Source organism: Phenylobacterium sp., from assembly GCF_041691455.1.
Classification (GTDB): Bacteria; Pseudomonadota; Alphaproteobacteria; order Caulobacterales; family Caulobacteraceae; genus Phenylobacterium.
Genome location: NZ_JBEPUO010000002.1, coordinates 341,485 through 360,875 on the forward strand (window position 1 = coordinate 341,485; position 19,391 = coordinate 360,875).

A 19,391-nucleotide genomic window follows, 5' to 3' on the forward strand; every position below is an offset into this window, starting at 1 on the left:
CGATGATCGACCGCAGGAGCGTTTTCGCGGGGGCCGCCGCTTCGCTGCTTGGCGGAAGCACGCGGGGCCCGCCCGAGGCGCCGCTGTTCGGGTCCGGGCCGCTGGCGGGCAACATCCTGGCCGCGGGTTTCCATGCGCCGCCCCAGCCGCTGAGCCTCCCGGACACACCCCTGGCTGGCGCGCGGGGGATCCGGAAACTTTCAGACCTCGAGGGCCGCACCTATCTGATCAGCCTGTGGGCCGAATGGTGCGCGCCCTGCCTCGCCGAGGCCGGTGACCTGGCGGCGCTCGGACTGGAATTCGGCGGCCCCAGCTTCGAGCTGATCTTCGTGCTCACCGGCAGCGGGAAGAAACTGGACCTGCCGGCCGCCAGCGCCCTGCTGGCCAAGTACGGGGCGGGCGGCGCCACCCTGCTGGTGGAGCCCCGTGGCCACGATGCGGTCATGCAGGCGCTCGCCACCCAGGAATTCTCTCCAGAGCTTCGAGCGATCACGAAACAGGATCGCGGCGCGAGCCTCCCCTGCAACCTGCTCATCGACCGTCGCGGACGGGTGCGCGGACGCGCCTTCGGGTCCCCGACGCCCGTGGCGCCGGGCGCGAAGACGCCGATGCGCCCCCTGGACGAGGCCGGCAAGGTCAAGATGCTGGCGGAGCACCGCTCGACCTGGGCCACGCCCGCCGGCCGCGAATTCGTCGCGGCCCTGGCCGCCGGCGTGCTGGAGAAGTCCTAGGCCCGGCTAGAGCTCGCGGATCTCGTTGCGGGCGGCGGCCAGCAGGGTGAGGAAGAAACCCACCGAGAGGCAGATGTTCGGGTCGATGAAGGCCGGTTCCGGCCCGATCTTCGCCAGAACGCCGGCCAGCATCCCCATCACGCCGGTCGCGGCGATCGTCAGCCCCGCCACGCCGACGCCCACCAGGGTCGCCAAGGCCAGGACGCCGCGCCGAGCGGCACGGCGGCGCTGGACCTGCGCGAGCACCTGGACGGCCAGCTCCGGCCGCTCCGGCCGTCCGGACGGCGCCCGATAGGCCGTGGCCAACAGGGCTTCGAATTCACGATCATTCATCGGCGTCACTCCCGGCCGGTTCGGCTGTCATCAGGACCCTGAGTTTCTGCAGGCCCCGCGTCACGTGCGATTTTACGGTGCCCAGCGGCGTCGACAAGGCCAGGGCGATCTCATCATGGGTCAGGCCCGCCCCGTGGCAGAGCGAGACGCAGAGACGCTCGGGCGGCGAGAGCCGGCTCAGTGCGCGGTCCAGGTCGAGGCGGTTCATGCTGGAAGTCTCCTCCGAGGGGCCCGCGCTGTCGGGTCCGATCGGCTCGGCCATCAGCTCGTAGCGGGCCTCGCGGCTGCGGCGCTTCATATAGAGCCGCGCGGCGATCCGCGTGGTCCAGGTGGCGAAGGCGGCCTCCCCGCGGTAGCCGGCGAGGCTGCCGAGCGCGACGACGAGGGCGTCCTGGGTGATGTCGTCGGCGAGCGCGTCGCCGGCCCCCATCCGGCGCAGCAGGTCGCCGACGACGCCCGAGGCGCGCCGGACCAGCTCCGCGGCGGCGTCGCGGTCGCCGCGAGCGGCCGTGCGCGCCAACACAAGGTCGCTCTCTGCGGCGACGCCGCGGGTCTGAGGGGAGGCCACGGACCGGGCCCTTGGAGAGGGTTCAGGACCCGACGGCGCGGCGGTCTTCGCGGCTCAGGACCACCAGGGCGATCCCGAGGCATCCCGGTATGGCGCCCATCGCGGCGATAGCCACGCCGATGGCGATGGCCCCGCCGCCGTTCTCGCTGGCGATGCCGAAATAGGCGCACAGGCCGATAGCGGCCAGGGCGGCGCCGACGGCGATCAGGATTGCGCCGCGGCGGAAGTCGAGCTGCGGCGCGGGGATTTCGCGGACACCCGGCAGCGATCGGACCAGCTCCGCCGAGACGGGGTGGCCGCTCTGGCTGGTAGCCAGGATGACGTCCAGCAGGCGGATCCGCTCGCGGGACCGCAGATAGGCGGTGATAACGAACGCCACGGCGGGGACGACGAGGGCGATGAGGATTTGGACGGCGACAAACACGGGATCTCTCCAGGCTGCGAACAGGCGTTGCTGTACGATAGAGGCCGCCAGCTTCGGCCCGAGATGCAAGGCCCGGAAAGTTTGTTCGTCAGCCGACGAGGGTCTCGCCGAACCGCACGGGCTCACCCAGGTGCGGGGCGACGACCTGGTCGTCGCGCATGACCACCACGCCCCGGATGATGGTCGCCATCGGCCAGCCCTTGGCCTCCATGCCGTCGAAGGGGGTCCAGCCGACCCGGCTGGCCATCATCTCGTGCTTTAGGGTGCGGCGGGCCTTCAGGTCGACGATGGTCAGGTCCGCGTCATAGCCCTCGGCCAGGCGGCCCTTGTCGGCGAGGCCGAAGAGGCGGTTCGCGCCGTGGCTGGTGAGGTCGACCAGCCGCTCCAGGGTCAGCCGTCCGTCCGCCACGTGGGTCAGCATGACCGGCAGCAGGGTCTGCACGCCCGGCATGCCCGACGGCGAGGCGGGGTAGGGCCGGGCCTTCTCTTCAGAGGTGTGCGGCGCGTGGTCGGAACCCAGCACGTCGGCGACCCCGTTGGCGAGGCCGGCCCAGAGCGCGGCGCGGTGCTCGGCGGTGCGGATCGGCGGGTTCATCTGGGCGTAGCCCTTCAGCCGTTCATAGGCCTCCGGTCCCGCCAGGGTCAGGTGCTGCGGGGTGAGCTCGACGCTCGCCACGTCCTTGTGGGCGGCGAGGTAAGCGATCTCGTCGGCGGTGGTCACGTGCAGCACGTGGATGCGCTTGCCGAGCGCGGTCGCGATCCGCACCAGCCGCTCGGTCGACTGGATCGCCGACTGGGCGTCGCGAACCTCGTAGTGGCTGGTCCAGTCGCCCGTGCGCGCCAGCGGCCGGCGGTCGGCCAGGCGATACTCGTCCTCGGAGTGGAAGGCCGCACGGCGGTTCACATGGCGCAGCACCTGTTCGATGCCCTCGTCGTCCTGCACCAGGAGGGTGCCGGTGGAGGCGCCCATGAACACCTTGACCCCGCAGCAGCCGGGCAGACGCTCAAGCTCGCCCAGCCACTGGGCGTTCTCGTGCGTGCCGCCGACATAGAAGGCGTGGTCGCAGTGCATCCGGCCCTTGGCGCGGGCCAGCTTGTCGGCGAGCGCGTCCGGGTCGGTCGTGGTGGGCTCGGTGTTGGGCATCTCGAAGACGGCGACGACGCCGCCCAGCACCGCGGCGCGGCTGCCGCTCTCGAGGTCTTCCTTCCACTCCAGGCCGGGCTCCCGGAAATGCACCTGGGTGTCGATCACGCCCGGCATGATCGTCAGGCCCTTCGCGTCGAAGACCTCGCCCGCCGAGGCCTGGGAAAGGTCGCCTACCGCGGCGATCTTGCCGCCGCGCACGCCGACGTCGGCCAGGCCGCGGCCGGCGTGGTTCACCACTTCGCCGCCGCGGACGATCAGGTCGTAGGTTTCAGCCATTTCCCGACTTCGGGCTCCCATCCGTGGCCGCCAGCAGCTCCTCGGCGGCCGCGCCCACCGTCTCCACCGTCAGGTCCATCATGTGACAGAGCGCCTGGCCAAAGCTCGGGTCAACCGCCCGGATCTGCTCATAGCTGCGGGGCCCGCGCGCCACCCGGGTGTTGTCGCCCCAAGGCCCGTACAGCGCCTCGTCGGACGGGCCGAAGAGGCCGAGTGTCGGGATCCCGGCCGCGGCAGCCAGGTGCATGGTCCCGGAATCATTGCCGATGAACAGGCGCGCGCGCTTCAGGCAGGCAAAGGCCGTGAGCAGGTCGGTGTCCTCGGTCAGGTTGATGAACTGGTTGCGCATGACAATGTCGCGCATGCCCTTGGCGAGCTTGCCGTCCTCCGGCCCGCCCAGCACCATCAGCCGGCCGCCCTTCATCGGGCCCTGCGGGTCGAGCAGGCGCATGGCGGTGCGCGAGAACCGCTCGATCGGCCAGGTCTTGCCGAGCCAGTTGGCGGCGGGCGCCAGCGCCAGGATCGGTCCGAAGCCGGCGGTGAGTTCCTCAGCGCGGGCCTCGGTCTCGGGCGAGGTGTAGATGTAGGGCGCCGCGGGCTCGTCCTCGATCTTCAGGATGCGGGCGGCCTCGATGACCTTGTGCACCGGCGGACCGGGGACCTTGCGCCAGATGGCGCGGCGCCTGGTGCTGACGAACCGCGAGAGGCCGGAGCCGCGCAGATCGACCACCAGCCCCCAGCGCGTCCGGCGCACCTGGCCCCAGAGGTCGACCCAGTGGCGGCCGCCCTTGGCCTTGGGCAGCACGATGATCTTGTCGAGGGTCGGCACCTCTTCGAAGAGCGGGGCCGCGACCGGCCCGGCCACCACCGTGAAGCGCGCGTTGGGGATCTCATCGGATAGGCGTTTAAGCAGCCCCGATGACAGCACCGCGTCCCCGATCCGGTTCGAGGTGATGAAGAGAATGGGAAACCCGCCGCGAGCCATCGACCCTCTATAAGATGCACCGCGCTGGCGCTCCACCGCTGGACGCCCCAAATTGCATGGGATGACGCCAACCCTGACTTACGCGCTTCTGCCGAGTCGCGCCCTGATCGGCTTGTCGGGCCCCGACTGGCGGGACTTCCTGCAGGGACTGATCACCCAGGACGTGGAGATGCTGGCCGTCGGCGAGGCGCGGTTCGGCGCGCTGCTGACCCCGCAGGGGCGGCTGCTCTACGACCTCTTCGTCGTGGGGCGCGAGGGCGGCTGCTGGCTGGACGTGCTGGCGGAGCATCGCGCGGCGGTCATCCAGCGCCTGACGATGTATCGCCTGCGGGCGAAGGTCGAGATCGTGGCCGACCAGGCGCCCGTGGCGATTCTCTTCGGCGACGCCGCGCCCGGTTTCGCGCCCGGCGCCGGCTGGACGCCCGATCCGCGGCTTCGCGCGCTGGGGTGGCGGGGCTACGGCGCGAGCCCTCCCGACGGCGTCGCCGCCTCCGACGAGAGCGTCCGCGACGGGGCGAAACTGCGGCTCGGCGTGCCCGGCCCGGCCGACTGGGGATCCGACAAGACCTATCCCATTGAGGCCAATTTCGACCTCCTGAACGGCATCGACTTCCGGAAGGGCTGCTTCGTCGGCCAGGAGACCACCTCGCGCATGAAGCGCCGCGGCCAGATCAAGAGCCGCATGCTGCCGATCGCCTTCGAAGGCGCCGCCCCCGCACCCGGGTCGGAGGTGCTGGCCGGCGACCTGCGGGCCGGCGAGGTGCTGTCGGGGGGTGAGGGACGGGCGATGGCGTTGCTGCGGCTCGATCGCGCCGAGGGCGCCAGCCTCACAGTCGATGGCCGCCCGGTGAGCGTCGAGCGGCCAGCCTGGTTCCTAGAAGCCCTCGGCGTGGAAGCTGCGTAGGGCCGCCAGGGTTTCAGCCGGCTTCTCTTCCGGCAGGAAGTGGCCGCAGCCGATGGCCTGGCCACGTACGTCCGGCGCCCACTCACGCCAAATCTCCAGCGCGTCGTACCAGGTGTTGATGATGCCCTTGCCGCCCCACAGCACCTGCACCGGGCAACCGATAAAATTGCCGGCCTCCTTGTCCGCCTGATCGGCCAGCCGATCGTAGGTCGCGCCGGCCCGGTAGTCCTCGCACATGGCGTGGATCACCGAGGGCTGCTTGGCGCAGGCCAGGTAGTCGGCATAGGCCCCGGTGAAGCCGGTCAGGATGCTGCGGAACTGGGCTCGGAAGAAGAACAGCTCCGGATCGAGCGAGATCAGCGCCTCGGCGTTCGACTGCACCAGGAACGACCAGTGCCAGTAGCCGAGCGCGAACCGGCGGTCGGCGCGCGCCCAGACCTCGCCGGTGGGGATGATGTCCAGGATCGAGAGCCGGCGGACCGCCTGCGGATGGTCGAGCGCCAAGCGGTATCCGACCCGGCCGCCGCGGTCGTGGCCGGCCACGTCGAACCGCTCAAAGCCGAAATGCCGCATCAGGCCGATGGCGTCCCGGGCCATGGCGCGCTTGGAATAGGTCTCATGGTCGTCGCTGTCGGCGGGCGGCGTGCTCTTGCCGTAGCCGCGCAGGTCCGGGGCGATCACCGTGAAGTCGCGCGCCAGCTCGCCGGCGACCTCGCCCCACATCATGTGCGTCTCTGGGTAGCCATGCAGCAACAGGAGGGGCGGGCCGGAGCCGCCGTGGCGCACGCGCAGGCTCACCTCGCCCACGTCGATCTGCGACAGTTCGAAGCCTTCGAAAGCCATCGAGACAAGTCCCCCTTGCGGCCCGGGCCCGGCTCGGATGAGAGTGCCGCCGATGGCTGAAACCCTGATCCGATGCGGCTGGCGCGGCATGGCCGGCGACCCGCTCTATGAGGCCTACCACGACACGGAATGGGGCGTGCCGGAATACGATTCGCGCGCGCTCTGGGAAAAGCTGGTGCTCGACGGGTTCCAGGCGGGATTGGCCTGGATCACCATCCTGCGCAAGCGCGAGGCGTTCCGGGCGGCCTTCGACAACTTCGATCCCGAGACGGTGGCGCGCTATGGCGAGGCCGATCGCGCGCGGCTGATGGCCGACGCCGGCATCATCCGTTCCAACGCCAAGATCGACGCGGCCATCAACTCGGCGAAGATCTACCTGGCCATGAAAGACGCCGGCGAAGACTTTTCCGACTTCTGCTGGAATTTCACCGGCGGCAAGCCGATCCAGAACCGCTGGGGCGAGGACGGCAATGTTCCGGCGCAGACACCGCTCGCCGAGGCGGTCGCCAAGGCGCTGAAGGCCAAGGGCTTCAAGTTCGTGGGCCCGGTCATCGTCTACGCCTGGATGCAGGCGGTGGGCATGGTCAACGACCACCAGACCACCTGCTTTCGCCATGCGCCGGTGAAGGCGATGGGGGCCTGAGGATGGCCAAGGGACCCTCCATGCTGCTGGAGAACGCCTTCGTCGACGGACCGGTCTGCGGTGTCGATGAAGCCGGCCGCGGGCCCTGGGCCGGGCCGGTCAGCGCGGCTGCCGTGATCCTCAATCCGCGGAAGGTCCCCAAGGGCCTGGACGATTCCAAGAAGCTCTCGGCCAAGACCCGCGAGACCCTGGAGGTCGAGATCAAGGCCAAGGCCGTGGCCTGGGGCGTCGGCTTCGCCTCGGTGGAGGAGATCGCCAGCCTCAACATCCTGCACGCCACGGGCCTGGCCATGTGCCGGGCCATCGAGGCCCTGGCCGTGCAGCCGGTCTTCGCCCTGGTGGACGGCAACTACCGCTTCAAGCTGCCCTGTGAGGTGAAGACCGTGGTCGGCGGTGACGGCAAGTCGAAGTCGATCGCTGCGGCCTCGATCCTGGCCAAGGTGGCCCGCGACCGGCTGATGGTCGAGATGGACGCCCGCTACCCCGGCTATGGCTTCGCCGGCCACAAAGGCTATCGCGCCCAGGTCCACGCCGACGGCCTGCTGGCGCTGGGCCCCTGCGAGATCCATCGGCTGAGCTGGGGGCCGGTCAAGCTGGCGCTGATGGGCCGCAATCCGATGGCGGTCTTCGCCGACCTGCAGGACGAGCTGCCGTTCGAAGATTGAAGGCTCCGAACCGCGTTCCGCCAAGCTTACCTTAACCCGCGACCCCTATGGTTTCCGCTCCCGCAGAACGCCGGAGCGAGCCTTGTCCACCAATCACTACGACCTGATCGTCATCGGCAGCGGCCCGGCCGGCCGGCGCGGTGCGATCCAGGCGGCCAAGCTGAACAAGCGGGTCCTGGTGGTCGAACGCGGCAAGCGGGTCGGCGGCGTCTCCGTCCATACCGGCACCATCCCCTCCAAGACCCTGCGCGAAACCGTGCTCAACCTTACGGGCTGGCGAGAACGCGGCTTCTACGGGCGCGCCTACCGCGCCAAGCAGCACATCGGCGCGGAGGACCTGCGCCGCCGGCTCGACATCACCCTCGATCACGAGGTCGACGTGCTGGAACACCAGTTCGCCCGCAACGGCGTCGAGACCGTCGAAGGCGTCGCCCGCTTCACCGCCTCGCACGGGGTTGAGGTGCTGGGCTCCGGCGGGGTCGCCGACTACACCGCCGACCGCTTCCTGATCGCCGTCGGCACCCGGCCCTATCGGCCCGCCCACATCGGCTTCGACGGGGCGAACATCGTCGACAGCGACGAGATCCTCGATCTGGAACGCATCCCCCGCCAGCTGGTGGTGGTGGGCGCCAGCGTCATCGGCGTGGAATACGCCTCGATCTTCAGCGCCCTCGACGTGAAGGTCACGGTCATCGAGCCCAACGACGGCCTGCTGCCCTTCATCGACCGCGAGGTCGCCGACGAGTTCGTCCACGACCTGCGCGAGCGCGGCGTGATCCTGCGGTTCGGCTCCAAGGTGGTGTCGGCCACTGTCGAAGGTCCGCAGAACTGCCGCGTGGTGCTCGCCGACGACCGCGAGCTGCGCGCCGACATGGTGCTGTTCTCCGCGGGTCGCGAAGGCGCCACCGACAGCCTGGACCTCGCCGCTTGCGGGCTCGAGGCCGACGAGCGCGGGCGTCTGGCCGTGGATAAGGCGACCTTCCAGACCGCCCAGCCGCACATCTATGCGGCCGGCGACATCATCGGTTTCCCGAGCCTGGCCTCGACTTCAATGGAGCAGGGCCGGATCGCCGCCTGCCACGCCTTCGAGGCGCCGTCGCACGCCCCGCCGGAGTTCTTCCCATACGGCATCTATTCGGTGCCCGAGATCTCGACGATCGGCATGAGCGAGGAAGTGGCCCGCGAACGCGGCATTCCCTACGAATGCGGCGTCGCCCGCTTCCGCGAGACCAGCCGCGGCCACATCATGGGCATCGGCTCGGGCTTCATGAAGATGCTGTTCGCGCTCGAGACGCGGCGGCTGCTCGGCGTCCACATCGTCGGCGAAGGGGCGACAGAGCTGATCCACATCGGCCAGGCGGTGCTCAACCTCGAGGGCACGCTCGACTATTTCGTGGAGAACACCTTCAACTATCCAACGCTCGCCGAGGCCTACAAGGTAGCCGCGCTCGACGCCTGGAACCGCATGCCCAAAACCCAGCCCAGCCGCCTGGCGGCGGTCATGGCGCTGGACAAGGCGCGCAAGGCCGTCTCCGGCTAAGCCTTAAGACCTCGTTCACCACGCTCGGAAACCTGTCCTTCACCATGTGGGCCCAGGATTCTGACTCCGGGTTTTCAAGGGTCAGTCATGAGCGTCGCCGCAGACACCATCATCCTGGGCGATTGCCTTGAGGAGCTGAAGAAGCTCCCGGACCGGTCCGTGGACCTGGTCTTCGCCGATCCGCCCTACAACCTGCAGCTCGGCGGCGACCTTTTGCGGCCCGACAACTCGAAGGTGGATGCGGTCGACGACGACTGGGACCATTTCGAGAGCTTCGCGGCCTACGACACCTTCACCAAGGCCTGGCTCGCCGAATGCCGCCGCGTGCTGAAGGACGACGGGGCGCTGTGGGTGATCGGCAGCTACCACAACATCTTCCGGGTGGGCGCGACCCTGCAGGACCTGGGCTTCTGGATCCTTAACGACATCGTCTGGCGCAAGTCGAACCCGATGCCGAACTTCAAGGGCACCCGCTTCACCAACGCCCACGAGACGATGATCTGGGCCACCAAGTCACGGGGCGGCAAGCGCTACACCTTCAACTACGACGCCATGAAGATGGCCAATGACGAGCTGCAGATGCGCTCCGACTGGAGCCTGCCGCTCTGCACCGGCGAGGAGCGCCTGAAGGACGCGGCGGGCGTGAAGGCCCACCCCACCCAGAAGCCCGAGGCCCTACTGCATCGCGTGATCTTGTCGTCGACGCGGCCGGGCGACGTGATCCTCGATCCCTTCTTCGGGACCGGCACCACCGGCGCGGCCGCCAAGCGGCTGGGCCGCCATTACATCGGCATCGAGCGGGAAGAGGGCTATGCCAAGCTCGCCAAGGATCGCATCGCCAAGGTGATCCCGGCGACCGCCGAGGAGATGGTGGTCACCGGCTCCAAGAAGTCCGAACCGCGCATCCCCTTCGGCCAGATCGTCGAAGCGGGCCTGCTGCGCGCCGGCGACGTGCTCTATGACGACAAGGGCCGCCATGCCGCCCGGGTTCGCGCCGACGGCAGCCTGGTGGTCGGCGACCTCTCGGGCTCGATCCACAAGGTCGGCGCCATGGTCCAGTCCCAGCCTGCCTGCAACGGCTGGACCTATTGGCACTTCAAGTCGGACAAGGGTCTGGCCCCTATCGACGTGTTGCGCGCCAAGGTGCGCCAGCAACTGGTCGCCTAGCGCGAGCTCAGCACGAACTCGTTTCCCCTCGGTCGGTGCTCCGTTAGGCTCGCGCCGGGGGTGGACGATGGTCAGCAAGCAGATCCTGATCGCGCTTGGCATGCTCGCGGCGGTGGCCGTCTGCCTGGCCGTGGCGGCGCGCGCCTTGGGCGCCCACGACGCCGCCGAAGTGGGCGCGGCCGAGCGCCTGGCGATGGCCCTGCGCTGGCTGCTCGTTCCCGGGCTCTGCCTGCTGGCCGGACTAGGGGCCACGGCCAACCGCCGGTTCTTTTCGAGCGAGGCCATCGACGGCGAACCGCCGAGCCGGCCGGGCGCCTTCGAGATCAACCTGCGCTACAACACCAACACCTTAGAGCAGACCGTCCTGGCGGCGATCGCCTGGAGCGGCCTGGCGCTGGCCCTGCCGGCCCGTGACTTGAGCCTGATCCCGGCGCTGGCGGGCCTGTTCGCCGTCGGTCGCGCAGCGTTCTGGATCGGCTATCTCTACGCGCCCTGGGCGAGGGCCTTCGGGCTGGGGCTGACCTTCTATCCGACGGCGGCGGCGCTGATTTGGCTGGCGGTTCGGATGTTCGCCTAGATCAGGTTGGAGAGGCCGGCGCTGGCCGCCTTCAGGAATACGCTCGGAAGCGCGTCGAGACCCCGCCGCGGCGTCCAGATCACATCCGCGGCTTCGCCTTCCGCCCGCAGGAGCTGCAGGGTGAGGGTGAAATGGGTGAAGCCGTGCTCGACCTCGCCGACGCCTCGCCAGGGCGCCTGGGCGGGCGCGGCGGCCCGCGCCTCGGCGTCGGTCCATCGGGCCGCGCGCCACTCGGACGTCGGAAGCGCCAGCATCCCGCCCAACAGGCCGCTCGGCGGCCGGCGCACCAAGGCCACGTCATCGCCGCGGGTCAGGACGTAGGCCACGCCATAGCGGTGCGGCCGCTCCGCCTTGGCGGTCCGGCGCGGATAGGTCTCCGGCGCGCCGGTCGAGAGCGCCGCGCACTGGGCCGCGACCGGGCAGCGGTCGCAGAGCGGCGCCTTGGGGCGGCAGATCGTGGCGCCGAGGTCCATAAGGGCCTGGGCCCAATCGCCCGGGCGTGCATCTTCAAGCGGGGCGTCGCGGACCAGGCCCGCGGCCAGTCGCTTCAACTCAGGTTTGGCGTCGGGCAGCGGCGCCTCGACCGCGAAGAGGCGCGCCATCACCCGCTCGACATTGCCGTCGACCACATTGGTCCGTTCATCGAAGGCGATCGCTGCGACCGCGGCGGCGGTGTAGGGGCCGAGGCCGGGGAGGGCGCGCAGGTCCGCCTCGGTATCGGGGAAGACCCCGTTGTGTTCGCTCGCGACGGCCCGAGCGCAGGCCAGAAGGTTGCGGGCGCGGGCGTAATAGCCGAGGCCCGCCCAGGCGGCCATCACCTCGCCATCCGCCTCCGCGGCCAGGTCGCCGACCGTCGGCCATCGGGCGACGAACTTGAGGAAATAGGGCGTGGCGTGCGGCACGGTGGTCTGCTGCAACATCACCTCGGAGAGCCAGACCCGGTAGGGATCGGCGCGCCGGCCGGCCGCGTGCGCCTTAGGGCCCACCCGCCACGGCAGATCTCGGGCGTTGGCGTCGTACCAGGCCAGGAGTTGGGCGCGGAGGGCGTCTGGGTTCACGCCTCCTCTCTAGCGTCATCCTCCTGTCGCGCGCGAGAAGGATGCGGAGTAAATCTGTCCCATGGCCCGCCGCGACCTCCCGACGCCGCAAGAGGCGCTTCGCATCCTCAGCGAGAAGCGCACGCGGCCGCCGCGCCGTCCGCCGCCACCGCTCGGGCGGGCGTTGAACAAGACCCTCAGGGAATTCGACGCCAAGTTCGGCCAGGGCTCAGGCGCTTTGGAGGCCCGCTGGCGCGAGGTGGTGGGCGTCGAGATCGCCAAGCGCACGGAGCCGGTGAAGCTGATCCGCGGCCGCAACGGCGGACCCTCCTCGCTGGAGATCCGGGTCGCGGGACCCTCAGCCGCCATCATCCAACACCAGGCCCATGAGATCCTGGCTCGCGTGAACCTCTTCCTGGGCGCTGAGGCGGTGCAGAAGCTGCGCATCGTCCAGGGGCCGCTGCAGAAGAAGCATGAGCCGGCCGCGAAAAGCCGCCGCCGCTTGCCGCCGCTCGACGCCGCCGAGGAAGTGGGGCTCGCCAACGACCTGGCCGCTGCGCCGGAAGGGCCGCTGAAGACCGCGCTCCTGGCGCTCGGCCGCGGCGTTCTGCGGCAGCGCCGGGCGATTGACTAGGCGCGCCCGACGCCGCATCGCCTAGCCGTCCCGATCGCCCTGGTGGGCCCAGGCGGGAATCGCGCTTTAATCCCTGGTCCAGGAGACCGTCGTTCGCATGCTTAGCCGCCGTCCCTTTGTCGCCGCCGCCCTGGTCGCGGGCGTGCTCGCCGCCGGCGTCGCGGTCGCAGCGCCGGCCACCCTGCCGGACGATATGACCCTGGGCAGCCCGAAGGCGAAGATCCAGGTGATCGAGTACGCCTCGCTCTCCTGCCCGCATTGCGCCCACTTCAACGAGGCTGTCTTCCCGGCGCTGAAGGCCAAGTACATCGACACCGGCAAGGTCCGCTACACGCTGAAGGAGATGCTCACCGAACCCGCGACGGTGGCGGCCGCCGGCTTCCTGATGGCGCGCTGCGCCGGGCCCGGGAAGTACTTCAAGGTGGTCGACGAGGTGTTCCGCAGCCAGCCGCGATGGCAGCAGGGCAACATCAAGCCGATCCTGCAGGAGATCGGCGCCGCCAACGGCGTCGACGCGGCGAAGTTCGACGCCTGCCTGCAGGACGCGGCCGCGGTCAAGGCGGTGACTGACCGCGCCGAGCGCGCCTCCAAGCAGGATGGTGTCGACTCGACTCCCACCCTGTTCATCAACGGCAAGCGGGTCGAGACCGTGCCCCTGACCCCGGCCGACCTCGACGCCGTCATGGCCGCCGCCCTCAAGGGAGGCCGCTAGACCCTCCGTGCAATTCCAGCGTCTGCGCCTTACGGGCTTCAAGTCCTTCGTCGAGCCGACCGAGTTCCGGATCGAGCCCGGCGTCACGGGCGTCGTCGGGCCGAACGGCTGCGGCAAGTCAAACCTGCTGGAAGCGCTGCGCTGGGTGATGGGCGCCAATTCCGCCAAGGCCATGCGGGCCGGTGGCATGGACGACGTGATCTTCGCCGGCGCGGCCAATCGGCCCTCGCGCAACCACGCCGAGGTCTCGCTGACCATCGACAACTCCGACCGCCGCGCGCCGGCCGCCTTCAACGACCACCCGGTGCTGGAGGTGGTGCGGCGCATCGACCGGGGCGAGGGCTCGACCTACCGGATCAATGGCCGCGAGGTGCGGGCCCGCGACGTGCAGCTGCTGTTCGCCGACGCCTCCACCGGCTCCAACTCGCCGGCCCTGGTGCGCCAGGGGCAGATTTCCGAGCTGATCGCCGCCAAGCCGCAGAACCGGCGAATGATCCTGGAGGAGGCCGCGGGCGTCTCCGGCCTGCACTCCCGCCGCCACGAGGCGGAGCTTCGCCTGCGCGCCGCCGAGGCCAACCTCGGCCGGCTGGAGGACGTCGCCCGCGAGCTGGAGGCGACGCTGGGCCGCCTGAAGCGCGAGGCCCGGCAGGCTGAGCGCTACAAGAAGCTCTCCGCTGAAATCCGCTCATTGCAGGGCGCGGTGCTCTACGCGCGCTGGGCCGAGGCCAGCACGGCCGCCGAGCGCCTGGGCGCTGAGGCCGCCGCCGCCATCCGCGCCGTCGAGGAAACCGCAGGCGCCGCTGCCTCCGCCACCACCCGCGCCGCCGAGGCCGAGGAGGCGATCAAGCCGCTGCGCGAGGCGGAGACCATCGCCGCGGCCATCCTGCACAAGCTGGCCATCGACAAGGACCGGCTTGACCGCGAGCATGAGGCCCACGCCGCGGAGCTGGAGCGGCTGAACGGCGACCTCGCCCGCATCGACGCCGACCGCGCCCGAGAAGACCACATCGTCGAGGACGCCGGGGCGGCCTTGGGGCGGCTGGCTGACGACCTGGCCGCGCTCGAAGCGGCGATCCGCTCGGCGCCGGAACGCATCCCCGAGCTGGAAGCCGCGGCCGGCGCCGCCGAAGCCGCCCGCGCCGCCGCCGACGCCGAGGTCGAGAGCCTTGCCGCCCGGGCCGCTGCCGAGGAGGCCCAGCGCCAGGCCGCCCGCAGCCGCGTCGAGGAGGCCCAGACCCGGCTCTCGCGCACCCGCCGCGCCCTCGACCAGGCGCGGAGCGAACGTGAGGCGCTGGGCGCCGTCGCCAATCCGCAGGCCGCCCAGGCCAAGGCGGAGCTGGAGGCCGCCGAGACCGCGCTCGCCGCCGCCCGCGCCGCCCTGGAGACCGCCGAGGAAGACCGCGCCGCCGCGCAAGGCGCCGAGGCCGCCGCCCGCGAGGCCGCGCGCAAGCTCGATGAACAACTGGGCCGCCTGACCGCCGAAGCCCGGGCGCTCGCCGCCCTGGTGGCTCAGGCGAAGCGCGGCGGTTTCACACCCGTGCTCGACGACGTCTCGCCCGACCGCGGCTACGAGAAGGCCCTGGCCGCCGCGCTCGGCGACGATCTCGATGCGGCGCTCGACCGCTCAGCGCCGGCCTTCTGGGGCGGCCGCTACGCAGAGGCGCCGGCCTGGCCGCCGGGCGCAACGCCAATGCTGGGCCTGGTGAAGGCGCCCGCCGCGCTAGCCGCCCGCCTGGCCTTCACCGCCCTCGTCGACCGCGCCGACGGCGACAGGTTGCAGGCCGGCCTCGCGCCCGGCTGCCGCCTGGTCTCCCGGGAAGGCGACCTCTGGCGTTGGGACGGCTTCACGGCGCGCGCCGATGCGCCGAAGCCCGCCGCCGTGCGCCTGGAGCAGAAGACCCGGCTGGCTGAGGTCGAGACCGAGATCGAGGCCCTGACCCCCAGAGCCCTCACCGCCCGCCAGACCCACCAGGCCGCAGCCGCCAAGGTCGCGGCGATCGAGGAGGCCCTGCGCGCCGCCCGCCGGGAGACGCCTACCGCCGAGCAGCGGGCGCTGGCGGCCCGCACCGCCCTGGAGCGCTTCGACCGCGAGGCCGCCCGCAAGGAGGCCCACGCGGCCTCCCTCGACGACGTCATCGGCCGTTTCGAGGCGGAGCTCGCCGAGCTCGAGGCTGCGCTGTCGGCGGTCCAGGTCGCCGCCTCCGCCGAAGCCGGGACTGAGAATCTCGCCGAGCTACTGGCCGCCGCGCGCGCCGCCGCCGGGCCGGCCCGCGAGGCCGCCGCCTCTGCCCGCTCAGCCCTCGACGTCGAGGTTCGCGACCGCGACGGTCGCGCGCGCCGCCTGGAGCTCCTGACCGGCGACCGCGAGGATTGGGCCCGTCGCGCCCAGGCCGCCGCCAAGCGGCTTGAGACGCTGGCGACCGCCCGCGCCAAGTCCGAAGCCGAGCTCGCCAAGACCAAGGCCGCGCCGGAAACACTCTACGCCCGCCGCGCGACCCTGCTGGACGAACTCTCGGTCGCCGAAGCCCGGCGCACGAAATCCTCCGACGCTCTGGCGACGGCCGAGCACGAGCGGGCCGAAGCCGACCGCGCCCTGCGGGCCGCTGAGGCTACCGCCTCCGAAGCCCGTGAACTTCGCGCCAGCCTGGCCGCCCACGCTGAAGCCGCTGCCGCGCGCCTCGCCGAGGTCAGCGGCCAGATCCGCGAGACTGCCCGGATCGAGCCCGAAGACCTGGCGCGTAAGCTGGCCGACGAGGCCGTCGCCATCCCAACCGACGCCGGCGGCGTGGAGGCGCACCTCTACAACCTGGAGCGCCAGCGCGACGCCATCGGCCCGGTCAATCTGCGCGCCGAGGACGAGGCCGCCGAACATGCCGGCCGCCTCGAGACGATGCAGATCGAGCGCTCGGACCTGACCGGCGCCATCGCCCGGCTGCGCGAGGGGATCAACGAGCTGAACAGCGAAGGCCGCGAGCGCCTGCTGGCTGCCTTCGAGGTGATCAACGAGCACTTCAAGACGCTCTTCCAGGCGCTGTTCCAGGGCGGTCAGGCGGAGCTGCGGCTGGTCGAATCGGAGGACCCGCTGGAGGCGGGCCTAGAGATCTACGCCTGCCCGCCCGGCAAGCGGATGGCGACCATGAGCCTGATGAGCGGCGGCGAGCAGGCGCTGACGGCGACCGCCCTGATCTTCGCCGTCTTCCTGGCTCAGCCGGCGCCGATCTGCGTGCTCGACGAGGTGGATGCACCGCTCGACGACGCCAACGTCGACCGCTTCTGCAACATGCTCGACGAGATGCGCCGGCGCACCGAGACCCGCTTCATCGCCATCACCCACAACCCGGTGACCATGGCCCGGATGGACCGGCTGTTCGGGGTCACCATGGGCGAGCGCGGCGTTTCCCAGTTGGTCTCCGTCGATCTGCACCAGGCCGAGGCCATGGCGGCGCAATGATGCGGGCGGTGAGGCCGGGCCCCGGACTATGTGTCGCGACCTCACAAATATCGTGCAAAAACAACACCCTAAACAGCATTCGCCTAGTCTTGACGCGCCGCAGCACGGTCTATAGGTTCCGCGCGACCTGAAGCCCCAGCCGTGGCGGCGACGTCGCGGTCATTAGGCCTTCGACGTATGCCACATCCCAACGACCCGCCAGATGAGGCCCTTCGGAGCCTCGATCAGCGCTTGGGAGCGGCCGAGGCGGCGCAAGCCCGCAAGGTGAGTCCCGATACTCACGCGGCCATGGCGCAGGGTTACCGCTTCGTGGGGGAAGTGGTTGGCGGGGTGCTCGGGGGTGTCGGCCTAGGCTGGCTCTTGGATCGTTTCGCACATACCCAGCCCTGGGGCGTGGTCGGCGGTTTGCTGATCGGTACGGGGTTTTCGATTTTCACCGCGGTCACCGCCGCGGCGAGGTCGAGCAAAAAAGAACTGGATGCGCTCGGGCCCCTGCCTAGCGCGCCCGACGACGAAGACGAGGACTAAGGCCACCATGGCGCAACAACCCGCCATCGCACCGATGCACCAGTTCCTGATCCACAAGATCATGCAGGGACCGGTCTTCCACGTCGGTGGTGTGACCGTCGATATGTCGATCACCAACTCGGTGGCCAGCATGATCGCCGGCGCGGCGATCCTGATCGTCTTCTTCGCCCTGACCGCCCGGCGCGAGATCGTGCCCAACCGCGGCCAGGCCATGGCCGAGAGCCTCTACAACATCATTGACCGCGTGCTGGTCGGCCCGATCATCGGCCACGATGGCAAGCCCTATGTGCCCTACATCTTCTCGCTGTTCCTGGTCATCCTGGTGCTGAACCTGATGAGCGTGGTCCTGGCGGTCGGCAACATCGGCGGTCTGGATCTGACCTTTGCGGTGACCTCTCAGCTCGCCGTCACCGCGACGCTGGCGGTGCTGACCTTCGTCAGCGTCCTGACCCTGGGGTTCGTGAAGCATGGCCCCAAGTTCCTGAGCCTCTTCTGGGTGCCGGGCATGGGTGTCTTCGGCGGCATCGCCATGGTGTTCATCGAGATGATTTCCTACTTCGTGCGCCCGCTGACGCTGGCGATGCGTCTGTTCGGGAATATGTTGGGCGGCCACGTGGTGATGAGCCTGTTCGGCTCCTTCGTCGTGGCGCTCGGCATCGTCGGCCTGGCCGGCGGCCTGGCGACGCTGGCTTTCATTCCCAGTGTGCTCTCCTTCACGATGATCGTGCTGCTGACCGGCCTTGAGCTGGTGGTGGCGATCCTTCAGGCCTTCGTCTTCGCGGCGCTGGCCACCGTCTATCTCAACGAGGTCGTGAACTTCGGTCACGGCCACTAATCCAACCCGGCTCTCTACAAAGGACGACTTCTATGGATCCGCACGCTACCGCCGCCACCGTCATCGACTTCGCCAAGTCCGCGCGGCTCATCGGCGCCGGCCTCGCCGCCATGGGCATGATCGGGGCCGGTGTTGGCCTCGGCATCCTGTTCGGCAGCTACCTGCAAGCCGCAATCCGCAACCCGGCGGGCGCGTCCAGCCAACAGACCATGCTGTTCCTCGGCATGGCGCTGACCGAAACCATGGGCCTGTTCGCCTTCGTGGTCTCGCTGATCATCCTCTTCACCTAAGCCCAAGAGGCTGATCGCCGATGGCGACCGAGACCCAAGAAGGCACGGCTCCGGCGGAACACGAGTCCGGCGGCCTGCCGCAGTTCGACTTCCAGTGGTGGCCGGGCCAGATCGCCTGGTTCCTGATCACGTTCCTGGTGGTGCTGCTGTTCGTGCGGCTGTTCGCGGCTCCCCGCGTCGGCGGCACGATCGACGCGCGGGAGGATAAGATCAGCGGCGACATCGCCGACGCCCGCCGGCTTAAAGACGAGGCTGAGGCCCAGGCCGCCGCCGCCGCGACGGAAACCGCCCAGGCGCGGGCCGCGGCCCAGCGCGTGGCTGCTGAAGCCCGCGCCAAGGCTCAGGCCGAGGTCGCCGCGCGCCTGGCCGAGGAAGAAGACAAGCTCGCCGCCAAGGGCGCTGAGGCCGAGGCCCGGATCGCCAAGGCGCGTGACGCGGCGATGACCAATGTCGCGGGCATCGCCGCCGATGCGGCCGGCGCCATCGTCGGCAAGCTGACCGGACGCGCCGCGACGGCTGCGGAACTCACCGCGGCGAGAGGATAGGAAGATGGACCTGCTAACCGACGCCCACTTCTGGGTCGGCATCGCCTTCGTCGTCTTCCTAGCCATCCTGATCATGGCCGGCGTGCACAAGTTCGCCTGGAAGGCGCTGGGCGATGCGGGCGACAAGGTCCGGGCGCAACTCGACGAAGCCAATCGCCTGCGTGAAGAAGCCCAGGCCCTGCTGGCGCGCATCCAGTCGGAACGGGAGCAGTCCGAGAAGCAGTCCGCCGAGATCCTGGCCAACGCCGAGGAACAGGCCAAGCGGATGCAGGTCGAGGCCCAGGAGCGGCTCGCCGAACAGATCGAGCGCCGCGGCCAGCTGGCCGAACGCCGGATCGCCACCGCTGAGGCCCAGGCCGCAGCGGAAGTGAAGGCCGCCGCCGGCGACCTCGCCGCCCAGATGGCCGAGCATGTGCTCACCGCCCGCATCGCCGGCGCCAAGACCGATCCCCTGATCGACGCCGCCATCGGCCAGCTCGCGGGCAAGCTGCAGTAGGTCAAAATCCGCTCATCCCGCGAGGGCGGCGACCACGGACTCATAGATTGAGAACGCCCC

The 19,391-nt window shown here is 70.1% G+C and carries 22 protein-coding genes; 15 read left to right on the forward strand and 7 right to left on the reverse strand.

The window, feature by feature from the left end; translation table 11 throughout:
• Window positions 1-2: 2 nt before the first annotated feature.
• Window positions 3-731 carry a TlpA disulfide reductase family protein gene (locus ACESMY_RS05320; protein ID WP_372782946.1) on the forward strand — a complete coding sequence of 243 codons (729 nt, stop codon included), beginning with the start codon at window positions 3-5 and terminating at the stop codon, window positions 729-731.
• A gap of 6 nt (window positions 732-737) precedes the next feature.
• Here the strand turns inward: ACESMY_RS05320 and ACESMY_RS05325 are convergent, their stop codons facing one another.
• The 5 genes from ACESMY_RS05325 to ACESMY_RS05345 form a co-directional block, all read right to left on the reverse strand.
• Window positions 738-1,064 carry a hypothetical protein gene (locus ACESMY_RS05325; protein ID WP_372782948.1) on the reverse strand — a complete coding sequence of 109 codons (327 nt, stop codon included), beginning with the start codon at window positions 1,062-1,064 and terminating at the stop codon, window positions 738-740.
• Entirely contained in the window at window positions 1,057-1,632 is a 576-nt protein-coding gene (locus ACESMY_RS05330) for an RNA polymerase sigma factor (protein WP_372782949.1), read from the reverse strand. The genes ACESMY_RS05325 and ACESMY_RS05330 overlap by 8 nt, the downstream gene beginning before the upstream one ends.
• Before the next feature lie 22 nt (window positions 1,633-1,654).
• Entirely contained in the window at window positions 1,655-2,056 is a 402-nt protein-coding gene (locus tag ACESMY_RS05335; RefSeq protein ID WP_372782951.1) for a DUF6249 domain-containing protein, read from the reverse strand.
• An 88-nt stretch (window positions 2,057-2,144) separates the two neighbouring features.
• Window positions 2,145-3,479 (reverse strand): dihydroorotase, encoded by a 1,335-nt coding sequence (locus ACESMY_RS05340; RefSeq protein ID WP_372782953.1) that lies wholly within the window; start codon window positions 3,477-3,479, stop codon window positions 2,145-2,147.
• Window positions 3,472-4,464 (reverse strand): glycosyltransferase family 9 protein, encoded by a 993-nt coding sequence (locus ACESMY_RS05345; RefSeq protein ID WP_372782955.1) that lies wholly within the window; start codon window positions 4,462-4,464, stop codon window positions 3,472-3,474. Before ACESMY_RS05345 ends, ACESMY_RS05340 begins: the two co-directional genes overlap by 8 nt.
• 61 nt (window positions 4,465-4,525) lie before the next feature.
• Here ACESMY_RS05345 and ACESMY_RS05350 point away from each other — a divergent pair, with 61 nt between their 5' ends.
• Window positions 4,526-5,368, forward strand: coding sequence for a folate-binding protein YgfZ (locus ACESMY_RS05350; RefSeq protein ID WP_372782957.1), 843 nt, complete (start codon window positions 4,526-4,528; stop codon window positions 5,366-5,368).
• On the opposite strand, the gene ACESMY_RS05355 is transcribed toward ACESMY_RS05350, so the two are convergent.
• Window positions 5,339-6,211, reverse strand: coding sequence for an alpha/beta fold hydrolase (locus ACESMY_RS05355; protein ID WP_372782959.1), 873 nt, complete (start codon window positions 6,209-6,211; stop codon window positions 5,339-5,341). The two genes, ACESMY_RS05350 and ACESMY_RS05355, sit on opposite strands and share 30 nt — an antisense overlap.
• Before the next feature lie 52 nt (window positions 6,212-6,263).
• On the opposite strand from ACESMY_RS05355, the gene ACESMY_RS05360 reads away from it, so the two are divergent.
• The 5 genes from ACESMY_RS05360 (at window position 6,264) to ACESMY_RS05380 (ending at window position 10,803) form a co-directional block, all read left to right on the forward strand.
• Entirely contained in the window at window positions 6,264-6,854 is a 591-nt protein-coding gene (locus ACESMY_RS05360) for a DNA-3-methyladenine glycosylase I (protein ID WP_372782961.1), read from the forward strand.
• Window positions 6,855-6,856: 2 nt separating this feature from the next.
• Complete coding sequence (locus ACESMY_RS05365) at window positions 6,857-7,519, forward strand: ribonuclease HII (protein WP_372782963.1); 663 nt, start codon at window positions 6,857-6,859, stop codon at window positions 7,517-7,519.
• 82 nt (window positions 7,520-7,601) lie between these two features.
• Complete coding sequence (sthA, locus tag ACESMY_RS05370; RefSeq protein WP_372782965.1) at window positions 7,602-9,059, forward strand: Si-specific NAD(P)(+) transhydrogenase; 1,458 nt, start codon at window positions 7,602-7,604, stop codon at window positions 9,057-9,059.
• An 87-nt stretch (window positions 9,060-9,146) separates the two neighbouring features.
• The gene (locus ACESMY_RS05375) at window positions 9,147-10,226 is read left to right on the forward strand and encodes a site-specific DNA-methyltransferase (protein ID WP_372782967.1); all 1,080 of its coding nucleotides are present in this window, start codon (window positions 9,147-9,149) and stop codon (window positions 10,224-10,226) included.
• 67 nt (window positions 10,227-10,293) lie between these two features.
• On the forward strand, window positions 10,294-10,803 hold the full coding sequence (locus ACESMY_RS05380) for an MAPEG family protein (RefSeq protein ID WP_372782969.1): 510 nt from the start codon (window positions 10,294-10,296) through the stop codon (window positions 10,801-10,803).
• Here the strand turns inward: ACESMY_RS05380 and mutY are convergent.
• The gene (gene mutY / locus ACESMY_RS05385; protein ID WP_372782971.1) at window positions 10,800-11,861 is read right to left on the reverse strand and encodes an A/G-specific adenine glycosylase; all 1,062 of its coding nucleotides are present in this window, start codon (window positions 11,859-11,861) and stop codon (window positions 10,800-10,802) included. The two genes, ACESMY_RS05380 and mutY, sit on opposite strands and share 4 nt — an antisense overlap.
• Window positions 11,862-11,922: 61 nt before the next feature.
• On the opposite strand from mutY, the gene ACESMY_RS05390 reads away from it, so the two are divergent.
• The 8 genes from ACESMY_RS05390 to ACESMY_RS05425 all read left to right on the forward strand — a co-directional run bounded on the left by ACESMY_RS05390 (window position 11,923) and on the right by ACESMY_RS05425 (window position 19,331).
• Window positions 11,923-12,474, forward strand: a complete 552-nt coding sequence (locus ACESMY_RS05390) for a DUF721 domain-containing protein (RefSeq protein WP_372782973.1) — start codon at window positions 11,923-11,925, stop codon at window positions 12,472-12,474.
• Window positions 12,475-12,571: 97 nt separating this feature from the next.
• Window positions 12,572-13,186 (forward strand): DsbA family protein, encoded by a 615-nt coding sequence (locus ACESMY_RS05395; protein ID WP_372782975.1) that lies wholly within the window; start codon window positions 12,572-12,574, stop codon window positions 13,184-13,186.
• Between the two features lie 7 nt (window positions 13,187-13,193).
• Window positions 13,194-16,637, forward strand: coding sequence for an AAA family ATPase (locus tag ACESMY_RS05400; protein ID WP_372782977.1), 3,444 nt, complete (start codon window positions 13,194-13,196; stop codon window positions 16,635-16,637).
• 231 nt (window positions 16,638-16,868) lie between these two features.
• Window positions 16,869-17,165, forward strand: a complete 297-nt coding sequence (locus ACESMY_RS05405; protein WP_372782979.1) for an AtpZ/AtpI family protein — start codon at window positions 16,869-16,871, stop codon at window positions 17,163-17,165.
• 7 nt (window positions 17,166-17,172) lie between these two features.
• A complete protein-coding gene (locus ACESMY_RS05410) occupies window positions 17,173-18,000 on the forward strand; it encodes a F0F1 ATP synthase subunit A (protein ID WP_372782981.1) in 828 nt (275 codons plus the stop codon).
• A gap of 32 nt (window positions 18,001-18,032) precedes the next feature.
• On the forward strand, window positions 18,033-18,290 hold the full coding sequence (locus ACESMY_RS05415; RefSeq protein ID WP_372782982.1) for a F0F1 ATP synthase subunit C: 258 nt from the start codon (window positions 18,033-18,035) through the stop codon (window positions 18,288-18,290).
• 20 nt (window positions 18,291-18,310) lie between these two features.
• Entirely contained in the window at window positions 18,311-18,835 is a 525-nt protein-coding gene (locus ACESMY_RS05420) for a hypothetical protein (RefSeq protein ID WP_372782984.1), read from the forward strand.
• A 4-nt stretch (window positions 18,836-18,839) separates the two neighbouring features.
• Entirely contained in the window at window positions 18,840-19,331 is a 492-nt protein-coding gene (locus ACESMY_RS05425; RefSeq protein WP_372782986.1) for an ATP F0F1 synthase subunit B, read from the forward strand.
• Window positions 19,332-19,391 lie beyond the last annotated feature (60 nt).

Coding starts and splice junctions, on each gene's coding strand:
- ACESMY_RS05320 (WP_372782946.1), top strand. CDS start 3: ATGATCGACCGCAGGAGCGTTTTCGCGGGGGCCGCCGCTTCGCTGCTT.
- ACESMY_RS05325 (WP_372782948.1), bottom strand. CDS start 1,064: ATGAATGATCGTGAATTCGAAGCCCTGTTGGCCACGGCCTATCGGGCG.
- ACESMY_RS05340 (WP_372782953.1), bottom strand. CDS start 3,479: ATGGCTGAAACCTACGACCTGATCGTCCGCGGCGGCGAAGTGGTGAAC.
- ACESMY_RS05345 (WP_372782955.1), bottom strand. CDS start 4,464: ATGGCTCGCGGCGGGTTTCCCATTCTCTTCATCACCTCGAACCGGATC.
- ACESMY_RS05350 (WP_372782957.1), top strand. CDS start 4,526: ATGACGCCAACCCTGACTTACGCGCTTCTGCCGAGTCGCGCCCTGATC.
- ACESMY_RS05355 (WP_372782959.1), bottom strand. CDS start 6,211: ATGGCTTTCGAAGGCTTCGAACTGTCGCAGATCGACGTGGGCGAGGTG.
- ACESMY_RS05360 (WP_372782961.1), top strand. CDS start 6,264: ATGGCTGAAACCCTGATCCGATGCGGCTGGCGCGGCATGGCCGGCGAC.
- ACESMY_RS05365 (WP_372782963.1), top strand. CDS start 6,857: ATGGCCAAGGGACCCTCCATGCTGCTGGAGAACGCCTTCGTCGACGGA.
- ACESMY_RS05375 (WP_372782967.1), top strand. CDS start 9,147: ATGAGCGTCGCCGCAGACACCATCATCCTGGGCGATTGCCTTGAGGAG.
- ACESMY_RS05380 (WP_372782969.1), top strand. CDS start 10,294: ATGGTCAGCAAGCAGATCCTGATCGCGCTTGGCATGCTCGCGGCGGTG.
- ACESMY_RS05390 (WP_372782973.1), top strand. CDS start 11,923: ATGGCCCGCCGCGACCTCCCGACGCCGCAAGAGGCGCTTCGCATCCTC.
- ACESMY_RS05395 (WP_372782975.1), top strand. CDS start 12,572: ATGCTTAGCCGCCGTCCCTTTGTCGCCGCCGCCCTGGTCGCGGGCGTG.
- ACESMY_RS05410 (WP_372782981.1), top strand. CDS start 17,173: ATGGCGCAACAACCCGCCATCGCACCGATGCACCAGTTCCTGATCCAC.
- ACESMY_RS05415 (WP_372782982.1), top strand. CDS start 18,033: ATGGATCCGCACGCTACCGCCGCCACCGTCATCGACTTCGCCAAGTCC.
- ACESMY_RS05420 (WP_372782984.1), top strand. CDS start 18,311: ATGGCGACCGAGACCCAAGAAGGCACGGCTCCGGCGGAACACGAGTCC.
- ACESMY_RS05425 (WP_372782986.1), top strand. CDS start 18,840: ATGGACCTGCTAACCGACGCCCACTTCTGGGTCGGCATCGCCTTCGTC.